The organism is Photorhabdus luminescens subsp. luminescens (assembly GCF_001083805.1).
Classification (GTDB): domain Bacteria; phylum Pseudomonadota; class Gammaproteobacteria; order Enterobacterales; family Enterobacteriaceae; genus Photorhabdus; species Photorhabdus luminescens.
The window spans coordinates 303,523-322,632 of sequence record NZ_JXSK01000005.1; the positions used below are offsets into that span (position 1 = coordinate 303,523).

Sequence of the window (19,110 nt, forward strand, 5' to 3'; positions counted from 1 at the left end):
CTTGGACCCAACTTGACCCCAACTTAGGGGCAACTTGCGGTTCAGTCAGTCCAACTTGCGTGAGTCATATTCAGGGTTTTACCGGTTTTTCCGGCGCTGTCAGGTCAATCAGGCCGCACAGGTGGGCTTCTTCTGCGCTGTCGCCGTTCCACAGCAGTTCATACTGCAACAGATGGCCCCGGCTGCCGCCGTGGACTAACAGGTATTCCATGTCGGCCAGTCGCTGACAATGGACTTTTAACTGGTTATCGCTCCATTGGGTGTAACTGCGGATATCCCGGCGGGTAAAGCGAACCGCGTTCACCGGGCGTTGCTGCGCTGTCGCCGTCTCTTTCACCATCGCTTGTATCAGCAGTAACAGTTTTCGGGTCTGGGGCGACATTTCATCCAGCGTGCGGCCTAATATCTCGTGGGCCAGCCGGTTTGCTAAGCTAATATCGTCTTTGGTCACTTCGATATATTCAAGCCGTTTGCCCCGGTGTTCCGCGGTCTTCACCTCGCGCTGGTATTGATGCAGCAGGGCGATACTTTGTATCAGGGTGAGATATTTCATGTGGTCGCGTCGGGTGCGGGTTTTATCGCTCATGAACGTTAATTGACTGGCGAACGGATTCACCACATTCAGCGGGCGTAGCAGCCGTTGGGCGTTTTGGTGCAGCTCGGTGATATAGGTCTTTTCATTCTCCGCCAATAAGCCTTCGAGGGTCTGCTTATGGCGCTGCAACGCGTGGATAGCTTCGGTCTGTTCCCGCGATTCGTTCACGGTCAGCACCAGACAACGGTTTAACAGCTCTTCATCGACATCAATCGCCGTGGTGGTGAGCATCAGCATCACCGGGCCTTTCACCGTGTACTGTTTGGTCACCAGATTCCCGCTGGCGTCGTCTTTACCGGTGCTGGCAATGGTCAGTTCGCCGTCGCTTTGCAACAGTTTGAGCGCATAGGCGGCCTGCCGTACCCCTTCCTCTTCGGCAATGGCTAAGATTTTATGCTGGAGATTGGTTTCGCCCAGATAGAACAGACTCTGGCCGGTCATGGCGCTGTATTGCAGGCGTTCTTCTTCCGGTATCAGATTGAGTACGGCATCCATCAGTGAACTTTTCCCGGCGGCGCTACTGCTCTGTATCAGCACGGCCAGCGGACGGTCCAGCTTGCGACTGACCGCCGCTAAGTAACCGGCCAGCAGGTTGGTGCTTTCCCCCACCACGCCACAGGCGGCTAAGTCAGCGGTGATACGCTCGCTCAGTTTCGGGTCTTGCAGCAGCGCCAGCGCCGCTGCCCGCTGGTCCTCGCTCAGTTCGGGAACCGGCTGGGTTTCGGTTTGTTCACCGACACCGGCCTGTTGACACTGTTCCAGTACCAGCAACACCTGCCCCAGCGCCCGGCGCAGGTCGCCTTCGGCCAGCCCGAGTTCGGTGGCGGCCAGTCGCGCATACCCGCCCCGGCTGCGGGCGCTCATCATGTCCACGCTGTCCGCGAACATCACGCCGCTGTCGGTATCAACCACCTGAACATTCACTTTCATCACCGCCGCCCCGGCTTTCACCTGTGACAGGCCGCGGATACCCCACTGTTGTGTGCCGAGGGTGAGGGATATCTCGCCGTTAGCGCCGGTTTCCCAGACCACATTCGGCATCGACGGCAACGCCGCTATACTGGCGGCTAAGGTGCTGACTGTGTCCGGCACCGGAACCGGCTGGTGTTCAGCCAGCGCGGCCCGCTCTGTGGCGGTGGTTGCCTGTATTTCCGCCGCATCCTGCATCGGCACGGCACTGTCGAGCAACAACCCGAAGGCCCGTTCCGGCTCGGCGACCTGACACAGATAACCGTTGGCATCCATGCCCTCGGGGAACACCACCCGGAACACGGTGATACCGACGGCGGTTAGTTCAGCGGCCAGTTTTACCGCCGCTTCATTGCCTGCCGGATCATTGTCGTAGGCGATCAAGACCTGCTTAACGCCATGCCGCTGAAACGCCTGCCGCATCTCATCGGTGAAGCCGTTCACCCCATAGGCGGCGGTGACATGGCGGTGACCGGCTACCCAGAACGACAGGGCGTCGATCAAGGATTCACAGAGGATGACCGCTCCTGAACTGATCAGCGCCGGCTCATTCCATATCCCGCCATGTGCGCCGGGAAGGTACAGATGCAGCGGCGTTCCGCTGCGTAAGCGGTCGGTGATTTTGCGCCCGTAGATCTCACGGATCTGGCCGTTCGGGTCGATAACCGGTATGACCAGCGAACCGGTAAAGTGCTCGTGCCCGCTGTCGCGCATCAGCCCCACGGCCCGAAGACGGGCGCGGATCTGTGCGCCGGCCTGCACCGCCTTGATGGGCAGGCGATAGGCTAACGTGCGGTTGGCAAAGCCCAGTTTAAACCGGGCGACTAATTCCGGGTGGTTGAGCCGCCGTTTTTCCAGATAAGCCAGGGCTTCGGGGGCATTCAACAGCGTATGATGGTAGAACCCGACGACCCGACTGAGCAGCGCCTGCCGTCCGGCGTCATCATCGGCCAGCATGGCGGGTTCATCCGGTTGCACCAGCGGCGCCACCGAGGGGTTATCTCCCAGTATCCCGCGCAACTGTTCCACGGCCCGGCGCAGACTTAAGCCTTTGGTTTTCATGACCCAGTCCAGCACGGAGCCGCCGGCATCACAGCCAAAACAGTGATAAAGATTTTTTGCCGTTGAGATAACCATTGACGGGGTTTTCTCCTCATGGAACGGGCACAGCAGCACGTAATCTTTGCCGCGTTTAAAGAGCTGTCGCCCCTGTTGCTCCACCACGGCGACTAAGGAGACGGCGGCTTTCAGGTGCTGTAATTCTGCGTCGGGTATCCGTGCCATGCTGTTGACTCCTAAATCCTGTCAAGATTTAAATTGACTCTTAATTGGATTTATTTATAATCCTTTTAGGAGTTACTTGCAACCCCTAATTCAGACAAGCCCTTACACTAACGGAGTCACTATGCAAACAGAGTTTTTGATTATGCAAAATGCTGAACTCCGCAAAGAGTTTGGGGTACGTCTCAAGGCGCTACGTAAGCAGAAGGGATGGCCTCAGAAAGAACTGGCTGGGAAAGTTGAGATCCGTTTTCAACAACTGAACAAGTACGAAAGCGGACTTAACATACCTCCCGCTGAGATGATGGTTAAGCTGGCTGATGTGTTAGGGGTCACTGTGGATTATCTGCTGACAGGCAATCCTGTTGAAGATTCACCGTTGGCTAACTCTCGATTATTTAGGCGTTTTCAGGTTCTGGAACAACTGGCACAGGAAGATCAGGAAACAGTTATCAAGATCATTGATGCCATGATCGCCAAGCAGCGTATGGAGTCTGCATTGCTGCCCGTCGATGAACCGGAAGGATAAAAATAGCGCGGCGCTGATGTGTTGAGACCACACCAACGCCGCTCACCACAAGCAACTAAACAGGAGTTGATTATGGCTAAGGCGCATTCTAAAGCAGAAGCGGCGATAAATAAAGCTGTGAAAACAGAACGTTATTACACGGTGGGTTATGTGCCGAACGGGAACAGGGTCAACAATGCCACACCGGCGATACATCTGAAGGGGCAGTGGCTGAGACAGGCGGGGTTTAATACCGGCGGCCAGATTACGGTAAAGGTGATGGACGGTTGTCTGGTGCTCATTCCAGAGAGTGAGGCCACCCAACAACAGCATCAGCAATACCAGCGGCAACAGAACCAGCTTAATGAGATTAAGCTGCGGATGCGTGAGATGCTGGCTGAGTACAACGCGGGCTAAGGGAGGGGATAAAATGAAAATGGTGATTGAACATTTACAGGACATTCAGTTAACCCACATTGAAGCGCTGGCCTTGGCCCAACTGGTTAAGCGGCTGAACTGGGCGGAGATACGGGCTTGCGCGGTGAATGACGAGGAAGCGTATCAGATTAAGGATGCGATCTCTAAGCTTCGATCTGCTCTGGCTTACCGAGGGTATGCGCCAAGATAGATCATAAGAAGGCCGGAAGATCACGCGGATCTTTCCGACCTTAACATCATTTAATTTGCTATTTCTTCCCAAAACTCATTTGTCTGAGAGCCAACATATTTGATAATTTCTGTGAATGTTTCTTTACCTAAGAAAATAGTTCCAGCACCTCTGATAAATAATTCAAAATTAGCTGAAACTTGTTCAAAGTCATCCATTGATGATTCACTGGTCATAACAAAAACCTCACCAGTAATAGTGTTTAGTAATATGGTATAAGGATCAGATATTGCTATAACGATAAACTCTTTAGGTCTATTTTCACCAATCCACCAATGATTAAAAGTACCCTCACTATTAATATTTACTATCATTTCGAGATAATCAGAACTATTACCAAATGATATGTTTCCTAATGAAAAATTATCTAAATCATAGTCTTTCATGAATGATAGAAATTCTTTAGGGAATATGATATTCAGTTTTTTTTCTGAAATTTCAACGTTTAATAACGGTTTGTATCTTTTCGATAATTTCAGATCATCAAAGTCATCGCCTAACGGTGAGAATTTTTCATCTAATTGTTCGCTTATTTCTTTGATCGTTAGCAACATAAAATTCTCCTTTTTATTTTGTATGCCATATACCGCCGCTGCCAACATGAGTTGAACTCGGGACAGGTATTGCGTAACGCCCAAAATCAACATGATGGTGAATTAATGTTTCACCTTTGTAATTCACATGTTCTGGAAACGCTTTAATCCATTGATTATCTATTTTAGGTGATAATCCTAACTCTTTTATTCGGTACATATTACTTTTACTCAAAGAATCTGGCTGCAAATTACTCCATTGTTGCCAAAATTCTTTATTGTTTCTGATACCACCATTAGCAGTCATTTTGCCACTAGTGAAAGTACTTGTGTCTATTGAATACTTGGGATCAGGTCTATTTGGGATTCTTGGATCTACCCTTGTTTGATAAGGATTATCACCCCTTGAAATTTCTTTTGTGCTAGGGCAACTAGCAAGACCAAGCGGATCAATCCAGTTCGCCGGGTTATGCACGTAACTGTAAGGATTCGGACCCCCATTTAGCCCTAGCGGATCTTCGGCACTATCCCGACGCCATCATACTCTTTAGGCCACTTTTCCCTTTGATTTAGCAGCCTTTTTCTCCGCCGCTTTTTCCCACCCTGTTAAAGAGCATGCCAACTCGCCCCGACGGGCATTTTGCCGATGTTAGCGCATTTTTTCCCCGACGTCAGCACCGGGTTGAGGCCCCGTTTTCCTGCCGGAACCGGGTTTTATCGGGAACCCGCGACGGCGGGGCAGCTTGTCTGCGCCGCTGACGCGGGTTGGCCGGGTGCGGGCCGGCGAGGCCCGCAGGTGAAGCTTTTCTGCGGGGAAGCCCCTGGGGGCTGCACGGGGCGGAGATGGCGAGCACGGGAACGAGCAAGGAGCCTGCGACTGCGAGCCGGGCGCAGCCAGTGCAGCGGGGTTGGGGCGGGGGCAATAAACCGCGGCCAGCTCGCTGGCCTGCTTTCAGGGCTGTTGACCTTAACAGGCTGACCGGCAACAGTTTCAGGTAGATTTGGGTGCCGGAGCCGCCACGGACGGCGGCGATTGCGGCGGTGGGTTTTAGCACTGATACTGACAGCAGCGGGTGAGCGAGCGAACCCGGTGCGCCTCTGGGGCTGAGAAGCTCAACCCGGCGGCCAGCCGCACGCTGTTGTTGAGGTGACCGCGCAGCGCCCTTGGGTGGGCGGCGCCGACATAATGTTCCGTTAAGCGTGGCGGGCCGTTCAGGCCCATTGCGCTTAATGCCACATTATGTTCAATGGCGGCTGACCGGCAACGGTTGTGACAGAGAACACCGGAGCTTAGGGCCGGGCGGCCGGCATTTACCGCCGGCACTCAGAAGGTAGGGGGCAGTCTGTGCGCAGGGACGCGCACAGTCTGCCTTTCACTGCACCCCACGTGCTCACAGGGAACCGGCTAACCTTAAAGACTGTCCGGCAACTGCGGGCGTTCAGGCCGGCTTCGGGCTGTCCGGCTTATCGCTATCCGCCTGTTTGTCGTCTGGCGGCGTTGCCTGCTTTGACTGCCGTTCTGCCGGGTGGGTCTGCTCATGCACTTTCTTTAAGTGACCGATAGCCACCCGCGTATAGATTTGGGTGGTTTCCAGCTTCTCATGCCCCAGTATCGCCTGGATGTGCCGGGTGTCCGCGCCGTTCTCCAGCATCTGGGTTGCCATTGAGTGGCGGAACAGATGGCAGGCCCCCGGTTTAGCCAGTTGCGCCTGTTTACGGATGCTGTCAGCGGCTATCTGGGTTAACGTGCCTCTGGCCAGCCCCCGGCCTTTCCTGGTGATAAACAGGTGACCGCTGTCCTCCCGCCGCGTTAACTGGGGCCGGACACTGAGCCAGCGGCTTAACCAGTGCAGCGCCTGTTCGCCGATGGGCACTACCCGGTCTTTACCGCCTTTACCCTGTCTGACCATCACCACGCCGCGCCCGAAGTCCACCTCGCTTAACAGCAGGTTCGCCACTTCCATCCGCCGGATACCGGTACTCCACAGCACTTCAAGGATAGCCCGGTTTCTCAGGCCCGTGAGTGTGTCGATACTGGCGGCAGCTAATACCGTGTGGGTTTCGTCTTCATTCATCACCTGCGCCGGCAGCCGTTTTTCTTCTCTTGGCAATACCATGTTATCCGTCGGGTTATACAGGATATGGTGACGTTGCAGCAGCCAGCGGAACCACTGACGTAAGACACTCAGGCGGTCCCGCTGACTGCCCGGGCTGTAGGGTTGGCCGTTCGCTTTACGGGAGCTTCTCAGCCAGCGCTGGTAACTTTCCAGCAACGGCAGGCTGACCTGCGGTGCGGTCATTACTCCACGCGCTTCGCACCAGCTGACGAACGGCAGCAGCCGCTCTTCATAGGACTCCTGAGTCCGTTCGCTTAAGCCCTGTCCCCGCACGGTTTCCAGCCAGGCGGCCAGATGCTGGCGTAAGGTGGCGAAGCGGGCCGGTATGGCGTCGGGTTGACCGTGGGTCTCCGTCACCGAGGGGCGTTTTTTTCTGTCTGGCGCGGCCAGTGTTGCCGCCGGGCTGGTCGGGATAGCGTGCTGTTGCTGCAACCAGTCGAACCACAGGCGTAAGGCGCGCAGGCGTCGGCGCTGACTGTCCGGCGTATAGGGCTGACCGTTGGCTTTGCGGTACCGGGTCAGAGACTGCTGCCAGTTTTCCAGTAACGGTTCGGTGACCTGAGCCGCGGATATTACGCCCTGTTCCTCACACCAGTTGACGAACGGTGACAACCGTTCATGACGGGCGGACTGGCTCTTTTGACTCGCCCCTGCAACAGCAGGTTATCCAGATACGCGTCCAGATGCTGGCGCAGGGTCAGCCGGGCAGGTTCAGATTGACGTTTAACGGGTGATGACATGATGGGATTTCCTGTAGGGAACAGCGGTTAATGGTTATCGGTGTGTGATGCATCACTACGGTACGATGGCTTGATTGTTAAGTGGCCGGAACAGTCCTTTTCTGTCTGCCCCAACTTGCAGACCGCTCCACCCAGTATTGCTGCGGTCTGGCGTCCATTTTCCGGCCTCCAACTTGGACCCAACTTGACCCCAACTTGAGGGCAACTTGCGGTTCAGTCAGTCCAACTTGCGTCGGTCGTATTCCGGGTTTTCGGGTTCGATGATGAGCTGGCAGTACGATACGACGACTTTTTCTTATTATTGCCGGAACAGTGTTTTTCAACCTTCCCCAACTTGCGAGCCGTTACATCCAGTATTGCTGCGGCCTGAAGCCGGTTTTACGACCTCCAACTTGGACCCAACTTGACCCCAACTTAGGGGCAACTTGCGGTTCAGTCAGTCCAACTTGCGTGAGTCATATTCAGGGTTTTACCGGTTTTTCCGGCGCTGTCAGGTCAATCAGGCCGCACAGGTGGGCTTCTTCTGCGCTGTCGCCGTTCCACAGCAGTTCATACTGCAACAGATGGCCCCGGCTGCCGCCGTGGACTAACAGGTATTCCATGTCGGCCAGTCGCTGACAATGGACTTTTAACTGGTTATCGCTCCATTGGGTGTAACTGCGGATATCCCGGCGGGTAAAGCGAACCGCGTTCACCGGGCGTTGCTGCGCTGTCGCCGTCTCTTTCACCATCGCTTGTATCAGCAGTAACAGTTTTCGGGTCTGGGGCGACATTTCATCCAGCGTGCGGCCTAATATCTCGTGGGCCAGCCGGTTTGCTAAGCTAATATCGTCTTTGGTCACTTCGATATATTCAAGCCGTTTGCCCGGTGTTCCGCGGTCTTCACCTCGCGCTGGTATTGATGCAGCAGGGCGATACTTTGTATCAGGGTGAGATATTTCATGTGGTCGCGTCGGGTGCGGGTTTTATCGCTCATGAACGTTAATTGACTGGCGAACGGATTCACCACATTCAGCGGGCGTAGCAGCCGTTGGGCGTTTTGGTGCAGCTCGGTGATATAGGTCTTTTCATTCTCCGCCAATAAGCCTTCGAGGGTCTGCTTATGGCGCTGCAACGCGTGGATAGCTTCGGTCTGTTCCCGCGATTCGTTCACGGTCAGCACCAGACAACGGTTTAACAGCTCTTCATCGACATCAATCGCCGTGGTGGTGAGCATCAGCATCACCGGGCCTTTCACCGTGTACTGTTTGGTCACCAGATTCCCGCTGGCGTCGTCTTTACCGGTGCTGGCAATGGTCAGTTCGCCGTCGCTTTGCAACAGTTTGAGCGCATAGGCGGCCTGCCGTACCCCTTCCTCTTCGGCAATGGCTAAGATTTTATGCTGGAGATTGGTTTCGCCCAGATAGAACAGACTCTGGCCGGTCATGGCGCTGTATTGCAGGCGTTCTTCTTCCGGTATCAGATTGAGTACGGCATCCATCAGTGAACTTTTCCCGGCGGCGCTACTGCTCTGTATCAGCACGGCCAGCGGACGGTCCAGCTTGCGACTGACCGCCGCTAAGTAACCGGCCAGCAGGTTGGTGCTTTCCCCCACCACGCCACAGGCGGCTAAGTCAGCGGTGATACGCTCGCTCAGTTTCGGGTCTTGCAGCAGCGCCAGCGCCGCTGCCCGCTGGTCCTCGCTCAGTTCGGGAACCGGCTGGGTTTCGGTTTGTTCACCGACACCGGCCTGTTGACACTGTTCCAGTACCAGCAACACCTGCCCCAGCGCCCGGCGCAGGTCGCCTTCGGCCAGCCCGAGTTCGGTGGCGGCCAGTCGCGCATACCCGCCCGGCTGCGGGCGCTCATCATGTCCACGCTGTCCGCGAACATCACGCCGCTGTCGGTATCAACCACCTGAACATTCACTTTCATCACCGCCGCCCCGGCTTTCACCTGTGACAGGCCGCGGATACCCCACTGTTGTGTGCCGAGGGTGAGGGATATCTCGCCGTTAGCGCCGGTTTCCCAGACCACATTCGGCATCGACGGCAACGCCGCTATACTGGCGGCTAAGGTGCTGACTGTGTCCGGCACCGGAACCGGCTGGTGTTCAGCCAGCGCGGCCCGCTCTGTGGCGGTGGTTGCCTGTATTTCCGCCGCATCCTGCATCGGCACGGCACTGTCGAGCAACAACCCGAAGGCCCGTTCCGGCTCGGCGACCTGACACAGATAACCGTTGGCATCCATGCCCTCGGGGAACACCACCCGGAACACGGTGATACCGACGGCGGTTAGTTCAGCGGCCAGTTTTACCGCCGCTTCATTGCCTGCCGGATCATTGTCGTAGGCGATCAAGACCTGCTTAACGCCATGCCGCTGAAACGCCTGCCGCATCTCATCGGTGAAGCCGTTCACCCATAGGCGGCGGTGACATGGCGGTGACCGGCTACCCAGAACGACAGGGCGTCGATCAAGGATTCACAGAGGATGACCGCTCCTGAACTGATCAGCGCCGGCTCATTCCATATCCCGCCATGTGCGCCGGGAAGGTACAGATGCAGCGGCGTTCCGCTGCGTAAGCGGTCGGTGATTTTGCGCCCGTAGATCTCACGGATCTGGCCGTTCGGGTCGATAACCGGTATGACCAGCGAACCGGTAAAGTGCTCGTGCCCGCTGTCGCGCATCAGCCCCACGGCCCGAAGACGGGCGCGGATCTGTGCGCCGGCCTGCACCGCCTTGATGGGCAGGCGATAGGCTAACGTGCGGTTGGCAAAGCCCAGTTTAAACCGGGCGACTAATTCCGGGTGGTTGAGCCGCCGTTTTTCCAGATAAGCCAGGGCTTCGGGGGCATTCAACAGCGTATGATGGTAGAACCCGACGACCCGACTGAGCAGCGCCTGCCGTCCGGCGTCATCATCGGCCAGCATGGCGGGTTCATCCGGTTGCACCAGCGGCGCCACCGAGGGGTTATCTCCCAGTATCCCGCGCAACTGTTCCACGGCCCGGCGCAGACTTAAGCCTTTGGTTTTCATGACCCAGTCCAGCACGGAGCCGCCGGCATCACAGCCAAAACAGTGATAAAGATTTTTTGCCGTTGAGATAACCATTGACGGGGTTTTCTCCTCATGGAACGGGCACAGCAGCACGTAATCTTTGCCGCGTTTAAAGAGCTGTCGCCCCTGTTGCTCCACCACGGCGACTAAGGAGACGGCGGCTTTCAGGTGCTGTAATTCTGCGTCGGGTATCCGTGCCATGCTGTTGACTCCTAAATCCTGTCAAGATTTAAATTGACTCTTAATTGGATTTATTTATAATCCTTTTAGGAGTTACTTGCAACCCCTAATTCAGACAAGCCCTTACACTAACGGAGTCACTATGCAAACAGAGTTTTTGATTATGCAAAATGCTGAACTCCGCAAAGAGTTTGGGGTACGTCTCAAGGCGCTACGTAAGCAGAAGGGATGGCCTCAGAAAGAACTGGCTGGGAAAGTTGAGATCCGTTTTCAACAACTGAACAAGTACGAAAGCGGACTTAACATACCTCCCGCTGAGATGATGGTTAAGCTGGCTGATGTGTTAGGGGTCACTGTGGATTATCTGCTGACAGGCAATCCTGTTGAAGATTCACCGTTGGCTAACTCTCGATTATTTAGGCGTTTTCAGGTTCTGGAACAACTGGCACAGGAAGATCAGGAAACAGTTATCAAGATCATTGATGCCATGATCGCCAAGCAGCGTATGGAGTCTGCATTGCTGCCCGTCGATGAACCGGAAGGATAAAAATAGCGCGGCGCTGATGTGTTGAGACCACACCAACGCCGCTCACCACAAGCAACTAAACAGGAGTTGATTATGGCTAAGGCGCATTCTAAAGCAGAAGTCGCTGTAAATAAAGCAGCGAAAACAGAACGTTATTACACGGTGGGGTATGTACCGAACGGGAATAAGGCCAACAACGCCACCCCGGCGATACATCTTAAGGGCCAGTGGCTCAGACAGGCGGGGTTTAATACCGGGGGCCAGATTACGGTGAAGGTGATGGACGGTTGTCTGGTGCTGATTCCAGAGAGTGAAGCCACGCAACAACAGCATCAGCAGTACCAGCGACAACAGGCCCAACTGCGGGAGATTAAGCAGCAGATGCGGGCGTTGATAACCGGTTTTGCGGGTTGAGGGGAGCGCATGAGATGACGATAGCGATTGAGCATTTACAGGATATTCAGTTAACCCACATTGAAGCGCTGGCTTTGGCCCAACTGGTTAAGCGGCTGAACTGGGCGGAGATACGGGCTTGTGCGGTTGATGACATGGAAGCCTGGGTTATCAAGGCTGCGATAGGGCGGCTCCAGTCCGCGTTGGCTTACTGTGGATATGCGCCACGGTAGATCATTAAGTAGGGCAGAAGATCTTCTGCCCTACTTGAATTAACCTAACCTAATAGGCTCCTGAAGGTTATTTGCAAAATACTGACTTTTTATAAATGATATCTGTATGTTGTTTTCATTTTTCTTTAATAAGATAAGATAATTTCCTTTTTCTAAAGATACCTTCTTTCCTGAAATATATTCTGAATCATCAGGTTCTAAATCTCCTCCTGTGGTATCTTCCCCGGCACCAATAAATATTTGGCCCGATGGTGCTTTTATGTGCAGGCTAATATCTGGTTGTTTAATATCATCAATAATTTCAATGGAATAATCCCCATCATCTCCTAGGCCAAAAAAAGCAATATTACCTTCATTTACTTCTTTTAATTCATCGTCTGGAATACTCCACCAATCAGGAGTATCTGTTATTCTGTGTTTTATTGCTTGTAAATCAAATATAGCTAAAGTTGCCGTATCTGTTGTGAAAAAAAAAGAACCGTTCATTGAAATTATCCTCAGATGAATACTATTTCACTAATTTTATCGCCAGCTTTTAACCCTGCTTTCCTGCCAGCATTTTTTAAAGAGCTACCAACACTTTTATTAATGGACTCATTGAGCATTTTTAGCCTTTGTGTTGCGGAACCACCTACTATAAGGTCTACTGGATGGTCAGCATTAAGTTTTGATAGATCAGGAGCTTTATTGAACATTCTTTCATAGCGTTCTGCCACTGCTTTTCTATAAGAATTTTGTAAAGATGAAATCCTTACATCATGTGTGCCTGGAGACCAAACTAATTCACCTCGTTTAGCCGCTCTGCTTAATGCATTTTGTTTTATCCTAAATTCTCTTTCAAGAAACTTCCGTTCTGCATCAGATAAGTTAGGGTTGCTTAAAATCTTTGGTTTATTAACCGTTAATGTCGAACACCCCGCTAGCCCCAGTGGGTCGAGCCATCCGGTCGGATTATGCACATAGCTATAGGTATTCTCACCACCCCAGAGGCCCGTTGGATCAGGACTGAGATAACACGCTGCTTCCGGTGAGTAAAAGCGGTGCCGATTGTAACAAAGCCCCGACTCTTCATCCCATAACTGCCCGGCGAATCGGAGGCCCGGATCGAGCTGGGGATTCTCTGCCTGTCCGCCCAGCCGCAGCCCGTACAGGGACTGCTTCGGTCGCCGCCAGACCCGTTTCCCTGCCGGGTCGAACAGCGCCAGCGGCTCCCCGGTCGGGGCGCTGACTGCATACTGGGTCTGCACCTCCCCGGCCATCAGTTCCACCCGGTTGTCCAGATTGAGGGTAAACTGTTGCGTCTGCTGCGCTATCAGCTCCCAGCCGTCAAACACCAGATGGCGGACCATTTTCAGCCGGCCGTGCTGATACTCGCGGATTTCCGCCGGCACATCGCCGTCCCACAGATACGTGATCAGCTTACCGGTCTGGATACACCGTTTTTCCGTCCGTCGTCCGAAGGCATCATAGCGATATTCCCACCGGATGTCATCCGGCGTGATAAGCCCCGTCAGCTGGTTCTGGCTGTTCCAGCGGTATGTCGTCAGCGCCGGCCGGTAACCTTCCGCTAAAAACTGTTTCTCCTGCACGCGACCGGCCCGGTCGTAGACAAACCGGTGCGAACCCACCCAGTTCAGGCGGTGGCCCTCCTGGTAGAGGGTTTCCCCCATAATCTCCTGTACCCCGTCAAACCGCCTTGACGGGTAACCGGCGGCATCATACTGATAATGCTCCCGCAGTGTCCGGCCTTCACCCACCGACATCACCTGGCCGTTGCCATTGAGAAGATAGTCCAGCTGCTGCCCGTCATCACTGGCCGCCGTCAGGTTCAGTGCGGCATCATATTCATACCGGCGCGCCATCCCCGCATAAGCGGGCCCGGCAATCTCTTCCAGTTCAGCCGGCCGGAAGAAATGCGGGTTGCGGCCCGCCCGCTGCGCGGTCAGTTGCCCCATCAGGTTATACTGCTGACGCAGAATAAATCCCCCTTCCACATAACGTCCCGTATCCCTGCCGGCGTCATCCCGTTCTATGGTCAGGGGCGACTGCTCCTCCAGTGTCAGTCTAATCAGTTCTCCCGCCCGGTTAACTTCCAGCCGGCTCTGCCAGTGGCTGAGGCGGGTCTGCCCGGTAAACCGGGCGGGGCCGATCGGCTGTGCCGTTTCTCCGGTGAACAACTGCCGTTCTGCGGCGCGGTTATCCGGGTAGCGACGCTGAATTTCGCCGTGCGGCTGGATTTCCCGCACTATCCGGTCCTGGTCGTCATATTCAAAATGCAGGGCGCTGTCCGGGGATTCCACGGTTAACAGTCGTCCCAGAATGTCGTGATGATAACGGGTGACGCCTTCCGGGGTATGCAGGGCCGTCAGCCGGCGGGCCGCATCATAGTCATAGCGGGTGAGGTTCTCTTCTCCATCCCGTTTCTCAATGCAGTTCCCCGACAGGTCATAACGGTAGTGCCACTGCGTGCCGGCATAATCCTGCTCGGCGATAACCCGGCCATCCGCATCCAGTGTGTAGCTGTAGGTTTCCCCCTGTGGGTTAATCACCTGCGTCAGTTGCAGCGTATCCGCATCGTAACGATACTGCCAGCGATGTCCTTCGCCATCCCGCCGGGCGACCGGCAGGTCAAACGGGCCATATTCCACCTGCCATTTCACGCCGCGGGCATCGGTCCAGCAGGTTAAGTTCCCGTGGCGGTCGTGGGTAAAGCGCTCAGGATGGTTGTCCGGCCGGTCGCTGACCGCAACCCGGTGATGACGGTCGTAACGCCAGCGCCACAGCGCTCCCGCTGCCGTCAGGCTTCGTAACCGGTCCTGACTGTCATAACCCAGATTGACAGTCCGGTTTTCCTCATCCAGCACTCTCACCAGCCGCTGATGCTTATCATATTCCTGTGTGAGACAGTTGCCGTCGGTGTCGGTTTCTGACGTCACCAGTCCGAAAGCATTGCGGGTCAGCGTGGTTTTCCGGCCGTCCGGCGCAATAAATCCGGCGGGCTGGCCCTGCTCATCATATAAAGGCAGCCAGGTACGTTGCAGCGGGTCGGTCATGCCGGTCAGTTGCAGGCTGTCAGCATCATAGCTGTATTGCCACACGGCGCCGGCGGCGTCGGTCAGTGAGGTGACCCGGCCGGTATCTGCCAGCCAGGTCAGCGTCAGGGTTTCCCCCATAGGTAATATCTGTCTGACCAGATTGCCCCAGCGATCATATTCATAGCGGGTCACACTGCCGCACGGGGTGTGGATTTCCGTGACCTGCTGTTGCTCGTTGTAATGCCAGGTGGTGGTATGCCCCTGCGGGGTGGTGGAACGGGTCATGCCGGGCGCATAGTCCAGGCGGACCGGATAGAAGCCGCCGGCGCCGATGCTGTCAGTACAGCGTCCTTCACTGTCGTAGCGGTAATCCACCCAGGTCTGGTCGCCGTCAGACCAGCGGCTTATCAGTCCCTGTGCGTTATATTCATAGTACAGGTGGAAATTTTGGGTGCTGTCCGCTTCCGCCAGCCGGCCATCATCGTGGTAGTGATAACGGGCCATCACTTCCTGTAACCCTTCATCGGTGCGGAGAATCGCTGTCAGTTGCCCGTTCAGGTTGTAACGCAGCGTCAGTACCGGTCCGTCACTGTGGATAACCTGCGTCAGCTGATGGTGTTCGTTATAAATAAAGCGCAGCCGGTTGTCATACACATCCCGGAGTTCCGTCAGCAGCCAGCGCTGAGATGTTTCCTCTGCGGCCGGTGACGGGTGTCGCAGGGCAAAGTATTTGCTGACCGGCGAGTCACGGTGGCGGAGGATGTAACCCTGCTCGCCCCGGCTCAGGGTAAAGTCCGGGTGGTCGGGGTTGGTGCTGTGTGTATAAGCCGGTGGTAAAGCAAAGTAAAGCGACGCCCCTTCGGTAGTACGGATTTCTACCCGGTCGCCGGTCGTCAGGGCGCATTCGGAGAAGCTGTCCGCCCAGCCCGGTCCCAGTAAGCCCTGTTCTTCCGGCGCCCAGCTGCGCAAAAAGACCAGCGGCAGGGTCTGACCGAGGGTGATGTCGGTACGCTGGTCAAATAGCTGGCCGGTGGTGACGTCAATCGGGTCGCCGGTAAAGAATTTTTTAGTCGCTTCCCGGTAACGTTTTACCCCCCGGGTTTCTCTGAAAGCGGTTTTGGCACAGCAGAACGTTTTACCCGATAGTATCTTTCCGGCCTGTCTGGCGCCGGCAATGGCTCCGCTGACTGCCTTTGCCCCGGCTTGTTTGGTAAACAGTTTACCGAGACCTTTAATCGCTCCCCGGGAGGGCGGCACCAGAAATTCAACGGCTATCAGCACCGCCCGCTCCCAGGCCGAGAACTCTTCGGCGACTTCCAGGTAAGTGCCCTGGCCGGAGCCGATAAACACCGTTTTAGCCCCGGATTTAATGGTGGCGCCGCACACCAGTTTGTCATCCACCCGGGCTGCGGGAGAACCGTTAATAAATACGGTTTCACTGCCCTGGGCAATCAGGGGCGGCGCAGGGTGTTTGCTACAGGCAGCGATATCGGCCGTGGCCCTGGCAGCGGGTTTGCCTTCGATAAAGACATTGGGGGAGCCGCTGCCCAGCGCGCCGCTCGGCGGACCGACGCTGTCCACCATTTTTGTGACCGCCGAGCTGGCGGCGCTGATGACGTCACCCAGTGCAAACGTGGCGGCTGTCCCCAGGGCAATGACGGCCACGGTGGCCAGTCCTCCGGTGAGGACAGTCAGCCCCACCAGTGCCGATGCCGCAGCGAATACGGCGGCCCCTATCAGTGCGCCGGTAATGGCCCCGGCCAGCGCGCCCAGGAAGCTGGCATGTTTTATCGGGTCGCCCTCGCGGGCAGCCGCCGGACCGGGGCTGCCCTGCGGCGGGGAAACGCGCACAGCATGTTGTGCGCCGACCCGTGCTATCCGGGTGACAATCTCATCACCAAGTGACATGGTGTTCCTCCTGTCAGGTCATCAGGCCGCCTGGAAGCTGTTGATAACGGCCAGCAGTGCATCACGCTGATTCTCTTCAAAGGGCGCGGGAGAAGTCAGGTTGAAGGTCAGCAGCAGCGTGCCCCGGATTTGCAGTACCACGGTCTGGTACATGTCGCCTTCCGGGCTTTTCCACTGGTAATCCAGACGGCGGGCAGGTTGCCGGCTGAGGGTGATTTCGCTGCGCTGATGCTCCTGGTAACCGGGCAGGTGAGTGCAGAACTGTTCCAGGGTCTGTTCATAGTAAGCGTTGTTATCCATGCCGGCAGGAACTGGCGTGCGGCTGACTACCAGATTAATGCCGCTGTCGTCCGGCAGCACAAATACATTCATGGATTCATCCCGCCAGTTGTCAGGGATAGCCAGTGTGCCTTCATTCATCTGATATGGTGTGTTTTTCATGTGTTTTCCGTTGTTGATTGAAATAAGTTGATAGTCAGTACCGGTCAGTTCACATTGACCTGTTTGCCATTGATAGTGATATTGGCGCCCTGGATGCTGATATTGCCGGCATTATCGATGGTGATGCTGCCCCCGGCAGTGGCAATTTCGATCCCCCCGGCCTGGGAATGTATCTGAATGTTATTTTTTACGTTCAGCAGGCTGTCTTTTTCGACGGTGATTTGACGCAGGCCGTTGATGGCGCTGACTTCATTTCCCGTCACCTCTTTATGACGGTCGTTTCTGACCGACAGCATCTGATTATGGCCGATGCTTTCGGTGTGGTCGTTCATGACCCGGGTTTCACGGTTATTGAGTACCACGGTGTTCATGTCGCGCTGGGCGTGCAGCGCCAGCTCTTCACTGCCTTTGGCATCTTCGAAGCGCAGTTCGTTGTAGCCTTCCCCTTTATGGGTTTTGGAGCGCAGGGCCATCTGGGTTTTGCTGGCCGGCAGGTCGCCCGGCGGGAGATTGCTGGCATGGTAGGCGCGGCCGGTGACTATCGGCTGGTCCGGGTCGCCGTTAAGAAAGTCCACCACCACTTCCTGCCCGATACGCGGTATCGCCAGCATGCCCCAGCCCTGACCGGCCCAGGGCTGGGCGACCCGTATCCAGCAGGAACTGTTGTCGTTGCTCCGGCCGTAGCGGTCCCAGAGGAATTGCAGGCGGATGCGCCCGTATGAGTCGCAGTAGATTTCTTCGCCTTCCGGGCCGACCACTTTCGCTATCTGCGGGCCCTCCACGACCGGTTTGGGTAACGGGGTCGGGCGCCAGTGCTGGTTATAGGGAATGAAGGTGAAGCTGTTGCTCATCACGGTGCCGCTCTCCCCGGCGGCCTGTTCCAGCGCCTGCGGCTGGCTGCCGTGATGGATGACGCCGACCAGTTGCCAGAGCCGGTTCAGGTCATCCCGGGGATGGTGGGTCAGGGTGAACAGGACGCCGGGTTGCATGGCGGCGGCATTACTTTCACCATCACCGGTCAGGGCATTATTGCGCAGGGCTTCCAGCCGGTAGCGGGTGAAATCGGCGCCGTGCTGGGCATCTTTGAAGCGGCCGGGAAAATCAAAGTGTTCATAGCCGGTATGCTGGAGGTCCTGCTCCCGCATCTGATGACGGAACTCCGCCGCCCAGGCCGGGTTTTTGAAGGTGTAATCTTTGAGTTCCACCACCGCCGGCCGCACCTGAGCCTGGCGGGTCAGCCGGGTAATGCACAGCTGCTGAGCCTGTTCGGCGTCGCCGGGGTGATAGGGCAGTACCGGGCCTTTGACCACGGAGCCGGCATCGTCGGCAAACACCAGGGTATTTTTATTGCCGCTGAATTCAAAGAAATAAAAAATACCCTCTTCGGCGGTCAGTCGTTGCAGAAAGTCAAAATCGGTTTCCCGGTACTGGACGCAGAATTCCCGTTCCGGGTGCGGGTTGCGCAGACTGAACGCCACATCCCGGACGCCGTTTTCTTTGAGCAGGGTGGTGATAATGGTCTGGATATCCTGCTGCTGAAAAATGCGGGAATTCTGGCGCAGGGTGGCGCGCCACATATCAGGCCGGACCGTCATTTTATAGCCGGTCTGATGTTTGCCGGTGTTGCCCTGCTCAAAGCAGGCGACCATGCCGGTGACGGCGCGCTCGACTTTGCCTTCGCGCAGGATGGTCAGGGTGGCGCGGTTGTCGAGCACCGCGGCGAAATCGATGGCCGGGTCGGCGCTGGCTAAACTGACCGCCAGGGTGAACGGGGTGGAGAAGGCTTCGTTCAGGGTAAAGGCGGAGACCACAAAGGTGTGCGGCGGCAGTCCGCCGGCGGTGAGGGTGAACTGTAAGCCGCCGGCGTCGGGGGAACTGAGGCGGTCGGCGATGTGCTGGGCGAGGTTGCCGGCGCCGGCCGGGCCGGCGGTTTTTTTCTGGAATGACAT

General features: G+C 55.9%; 16 protein-coding genes and 2 pseudogenes. 7 read left to right on the top strand and 11 right to left on the bottom strand.

The features are described from left to right. Window positions 1-70: 70 nt before the first annotated feature. A complete protein-coding gene (locus tag TI10_RS14465) occupies window positions 71-2,848 on the bottom strand; it encodes a CHC2 zinc finger domain-containing protein (RefSeq protein ID WP_049584097.1) in 2,778 nt (925 codons plus the stop codon). 121 nt (window positions 2,849-2,969) lie between these two features. Between TI10_RS14465 and TI10_RS14470 the strand changes: the two genes are divergently transcribed. The 3 genes from TI10_RS14470 to TI10_RS14480 all read left to right on the top strand — a co-directional run bounded on the left by TI10_RS14470 (window position 2,970) and on the right by TI10_RS14480 (window position 3,981). Then, complete coding sequence (locus TI10_RS14470; protein ID WP_046973910.1) at window positions 2,970-3,374, top strand: helix-turn-helix domain-containing protein; 405 nt, start codon at window positions 2,970-2,972, stop codon at window positions 3,372-3,374. A gap of 72 nt (window positions 3,375-3,446) precedes the next feature. Then, on the top strand, window positions 3,447-3,770 hold the full coding sequence (locus TI10_RS14475; protein WP_049584100.1) for a SymE family type I addiction module toxin: 324 nt from the start codon (window positions 3,447-3,449) through the stop codon (window positions 3,768-3,770). A 13-nt stretch (window positions 3,771-3,783) separates the two neighbouring features. Beyond that, window positions 3,784-3,981 carry a DUF7706 family protein gene (locus TI10_RS14480; protein WP_041381610.1) on the top strand — a complete coding sequence of 66 codons (198 nt, stop codon included), beginning with the start codon at window positions 3,784-3,786 and terminating at the stop codon, window positions 3,979-3,981. Window positions 3,982-4,031: 50 nt separating this feature from the next. Here the strand turns inward: TI10_RS14480 and TI10_RS14485 are convergent, their stop codons facing one another. From TI10_RS14485 to TI10_RS26675, 3 genes and pseudogenes are all read right to left on the bottom strand, one after another. Next, on the bottom strand, window positions 4,032-4,574 hold the full coding sequence (locus tag TI10_RS14485; RefSeq protein WP_012777139.1) for an SMI1/KNR4 family protein: 543 nt from the start codon (window positions 4,572-4,574) through the stop codon (window positions 4,032-4,034). Between the two features lie 13 nt (window positions 4,575-4,587). Next, a complete protein-coding gene (locus TI10_RS26670; protein ID WP_012777140.1) occupies window positions 4,588-4,860 on the bottom strand; it encodes a hydrolase in 273 nt (90 codons plus the stop codon). A 117-nt stretch (window positions 4,861-4,977) separates the two neighbouring features. Then, window positions 4,978-5,070, bottom strand: a pseudogene (locus tag TI10_RS26675) (RHS repeat-associated core domain-containing protein); the annotation flags it as partial. A gap of 98 nt (window positions 5,071-5,168) precedes the next feature. On the opposite strand from TI10_RS26675, the gene TI10_RS25135 reads away from it, so the two are divergent. Beyond that, entirely contained in the window at window positions 5,169-5,312 is a 144-nt protein-coding gene (locus TI10_RS25135; RefSeq protein WP_155416485.1) for a hypothetical protein, read from the top strand. Between the two features lie 680 nt (window positions 5,313-5,992). Here TI10_RS25135 and xerC read toward each other — a convergent pair. The 3 genes and pseudogenes from xerC to TI10_RS14510 all read right to left on the bottom strand — a co-directional run bounded on the left by xerC (window position 5,993) and on the right by TI10_RS14510 (window position 10,646). Beyond that, a complete protein-coding gene (xerC, locus tag TI10_RS14505) occupies window positions 5,993-6,997 on the bottom strand; it encodes a site-specific tyrosine recombinase XerC (protein WP_049584182.1) in 1,005 nt (334 codons plus the stop codon). Window positions 6,998-7,487: 490 nt separating this feature from the next. After that, window positions 7,488-7,733, bottom strand: a complete 246-nt coding sequence (locus TI10_RS25140; RefSeq protein ID WP_139180592.1) for a hypothetical protein — start codon at window positions 7,731-7,733, stop codon at window positions 7,488-7,490. A 138-nt stretch (window positions 7,734-7,871) separates the two neighbouring features. Then, window positions 7,872-10,646, bottom strand: a pseudogene (locus TI10_RS14510) (CHC2 zinc finger domain-containing protein). Between the two features lie 121 nt (window positions 10,647-10,767). On the opposite strand from TI10_RS14510, the gene TI10_RS14515 reads away from it, so the two are divergent. The 3 genes from TI10_RS14515 (at window position 10,768) to TI10_RS14525 (ending at window position 11,777) form a co-directional block, all read left to right on the top strand. Further along, window positions 10,768-11,172, top strand: coding sequence for a helix-turn-helix domain-containing protein (locus TI10_RS14515; protein ID WP_046973910.1), 405 nt, complete (start codon window positions 10,768-10,770; stop codon window positions 11,170-11,172). Window positions 11,173-11,244: 72 nt separating this feature from the next. Further along, complete coding sequence (locus tag TI10_RS14520) at window positions 11,245-11,565, top strand: SymE family type I addiction module toxin (RefSeq protein WP_049584101.1); 321 nt, start codon at window positions 11,245-11,247, stop codon at window positions 11,563-11,565. Between the two features lie 14 nt (window positions 11,566-11,579). Continuing rightward, window positions 11,580-11,777: a DUF7706 family protein gene (locus TI10_RS14525; RefSeq protein ID WP_049584102.1), complete on the top strand. Its 198-nt coding sequence runs from the start codon at window positions 11,580-11,582 to the stop codon at window positions 11,775-11,777. 39 nt (window positions 11,778-11,816) lie between these two features. On the opposite strand, the gene TI10_RS14530 is transcribed toward TI10_RS14525, so the two are convergent. From TI10_RS14530 to TI10_RS14545, 4 genes are read right to left on the bottom strand one after another with little or no spacing between them, the layout of a single operon-like run. Then, window positions 11,817-12,263 carry a DUF6386 family protein gene (locus TI10_RS14530; protein WP_049584103.1) on the bottom strand — a complete coding sequence of 149 codons (447 nt, stop codon included), beginning with the start codon at window positions 12,261-12,263 and terminating at the stop codon, window positions 11,817-11,819. An 11-nt stretch (window positions 12,264-12,274) separates the two neighbouring features. Beyond that, window positions 12,275-16,720 carry an RHS repeat-associated core domain-containing protein gene (locus tag TI10_RS14535; protein ID WP_244161602.1) on the bottom strand — a complete coding sequence of 1,482 codons (4,446 nt, stop codon included), beginning with the start codon at window positions 16,718-16,720 and terminating at the stop codon, window positions 12,275-12,277. Between the two features lie 21 nt (window positions 16,721-16,741). Continuing rightward, window positions 16,742-17,161 (bottom strand): DUF1795 domain-containing protein, encoded by a 420-nt coding sequence (locus TI10_RS14540; RefSeq protein WP_049584104.1) that lies wholly within the window; start codon window positions 17,159-17,161, stop codon window positions 16,742-16,744. A gap of 44 nt (window positions 17,162-17,205) precedes the next feature. Next, a complete protein-coding gene (locus tag TI10_RS14545; protein WP_049584105.1) occupies window positions 17,206-19,110 on the bottom strand; it encodes a type VI secretion system Vgr family protein in 1,905 nt (634 codons plus the stop codon).

Coding starts and splice junctions, on each gene's coding strand:
- TI10_RS14470 (WP_046973910.1), top strand. CDS start 2,970: ATGCAAACAGAGTTTTTGATTATGCAAAATGCTGAACTCCGCAAAGAG.
- TI10_RS25135 (WP_155416485.1), top strand. CDS start 5,169: ATGCCAACTCGCCCCGACGGGCATTTTGCCGATGTTAGCGCATTTTTT.
- TI10_RS14515 (WP_046973910.1), top strand. CDS start 10,768: ATGCAAACAGAGTTTTTGATTATGCAAAATGCTGAACTCCGCAAAGAG.
- TI10_RS14475 (WP_049584100.1), top strand. CDS start 3,447: ATGGCTAAGGCGCATTCTAAAGCAGAAGCGGCGATAAATAAAGCTGTG.
- TI10_RS14465 (WP_049584097.1), bottom strand. CDS start 2,848: ATGGCACGGATACCCGACGCAGAATTACAGCACCTGAAAGCCGCCGTC.
- TI10_RS14480 (WP_041381610.1), top strand. CDS start 3,784: ATGAAAATGGTGATTGAACATTTACAGGACATTCAGTTAACCCACATT.
- TI10_RS14520 (WP_049584101.1), top strand. CDS start 11,245: ATGGCTAAGGCGCATTCTAAAGCAGAAGTCGCTGTAAATAAAGCAGCG.
- TI10_RS14485 (WP_012777139.1), bottom strand. CDS start 4,574: ATGTTGCTAACGATCAAAGAAATAAGCGAACAATTAGATGAAAAATTC.
- TI10_RS14545 (WP_049584105.1), bottom strand. CDS start 19,110: ATGTCATTCCAGAAAAAAACCGCCGGCCCGGCCGGCGCCGGCAACCTC.
- TI10_RS14530 (WP_049584103.1), bottom strand. CDS start 12,263: ATGAACGGTTCTTTTTTTTTCACAACAGATACGGCAACTTTAGCTATA.
- TI10_RS14525 (WP_049584102.1), top strand. CDS start 11,580: ATGACGATAGCGATTGAGCATTTACAGGATATTCAGTTAACCCACATT.
- TI10_RS14535 (WP_244161602.1), bottom strand. CDS start 16,720: ATGTCACTTGGTGATGAGATTGTCACCCGGATAGCACGGGTCGGCGCA.
- TI10_RS14540 (WP_049584104.1), bottom strand. CDS start 17,161: ATGAAAAACACACCATATCAGATGAATGAAGGCACACTGGCTATCCCT.
- TI10_RS26670 (WP_012777140.1), bottom strand. CDS start 4,860: ATGACTGCTAATGGTGGTATCAGAAACAATAAAGAATTTTGGCAACAA.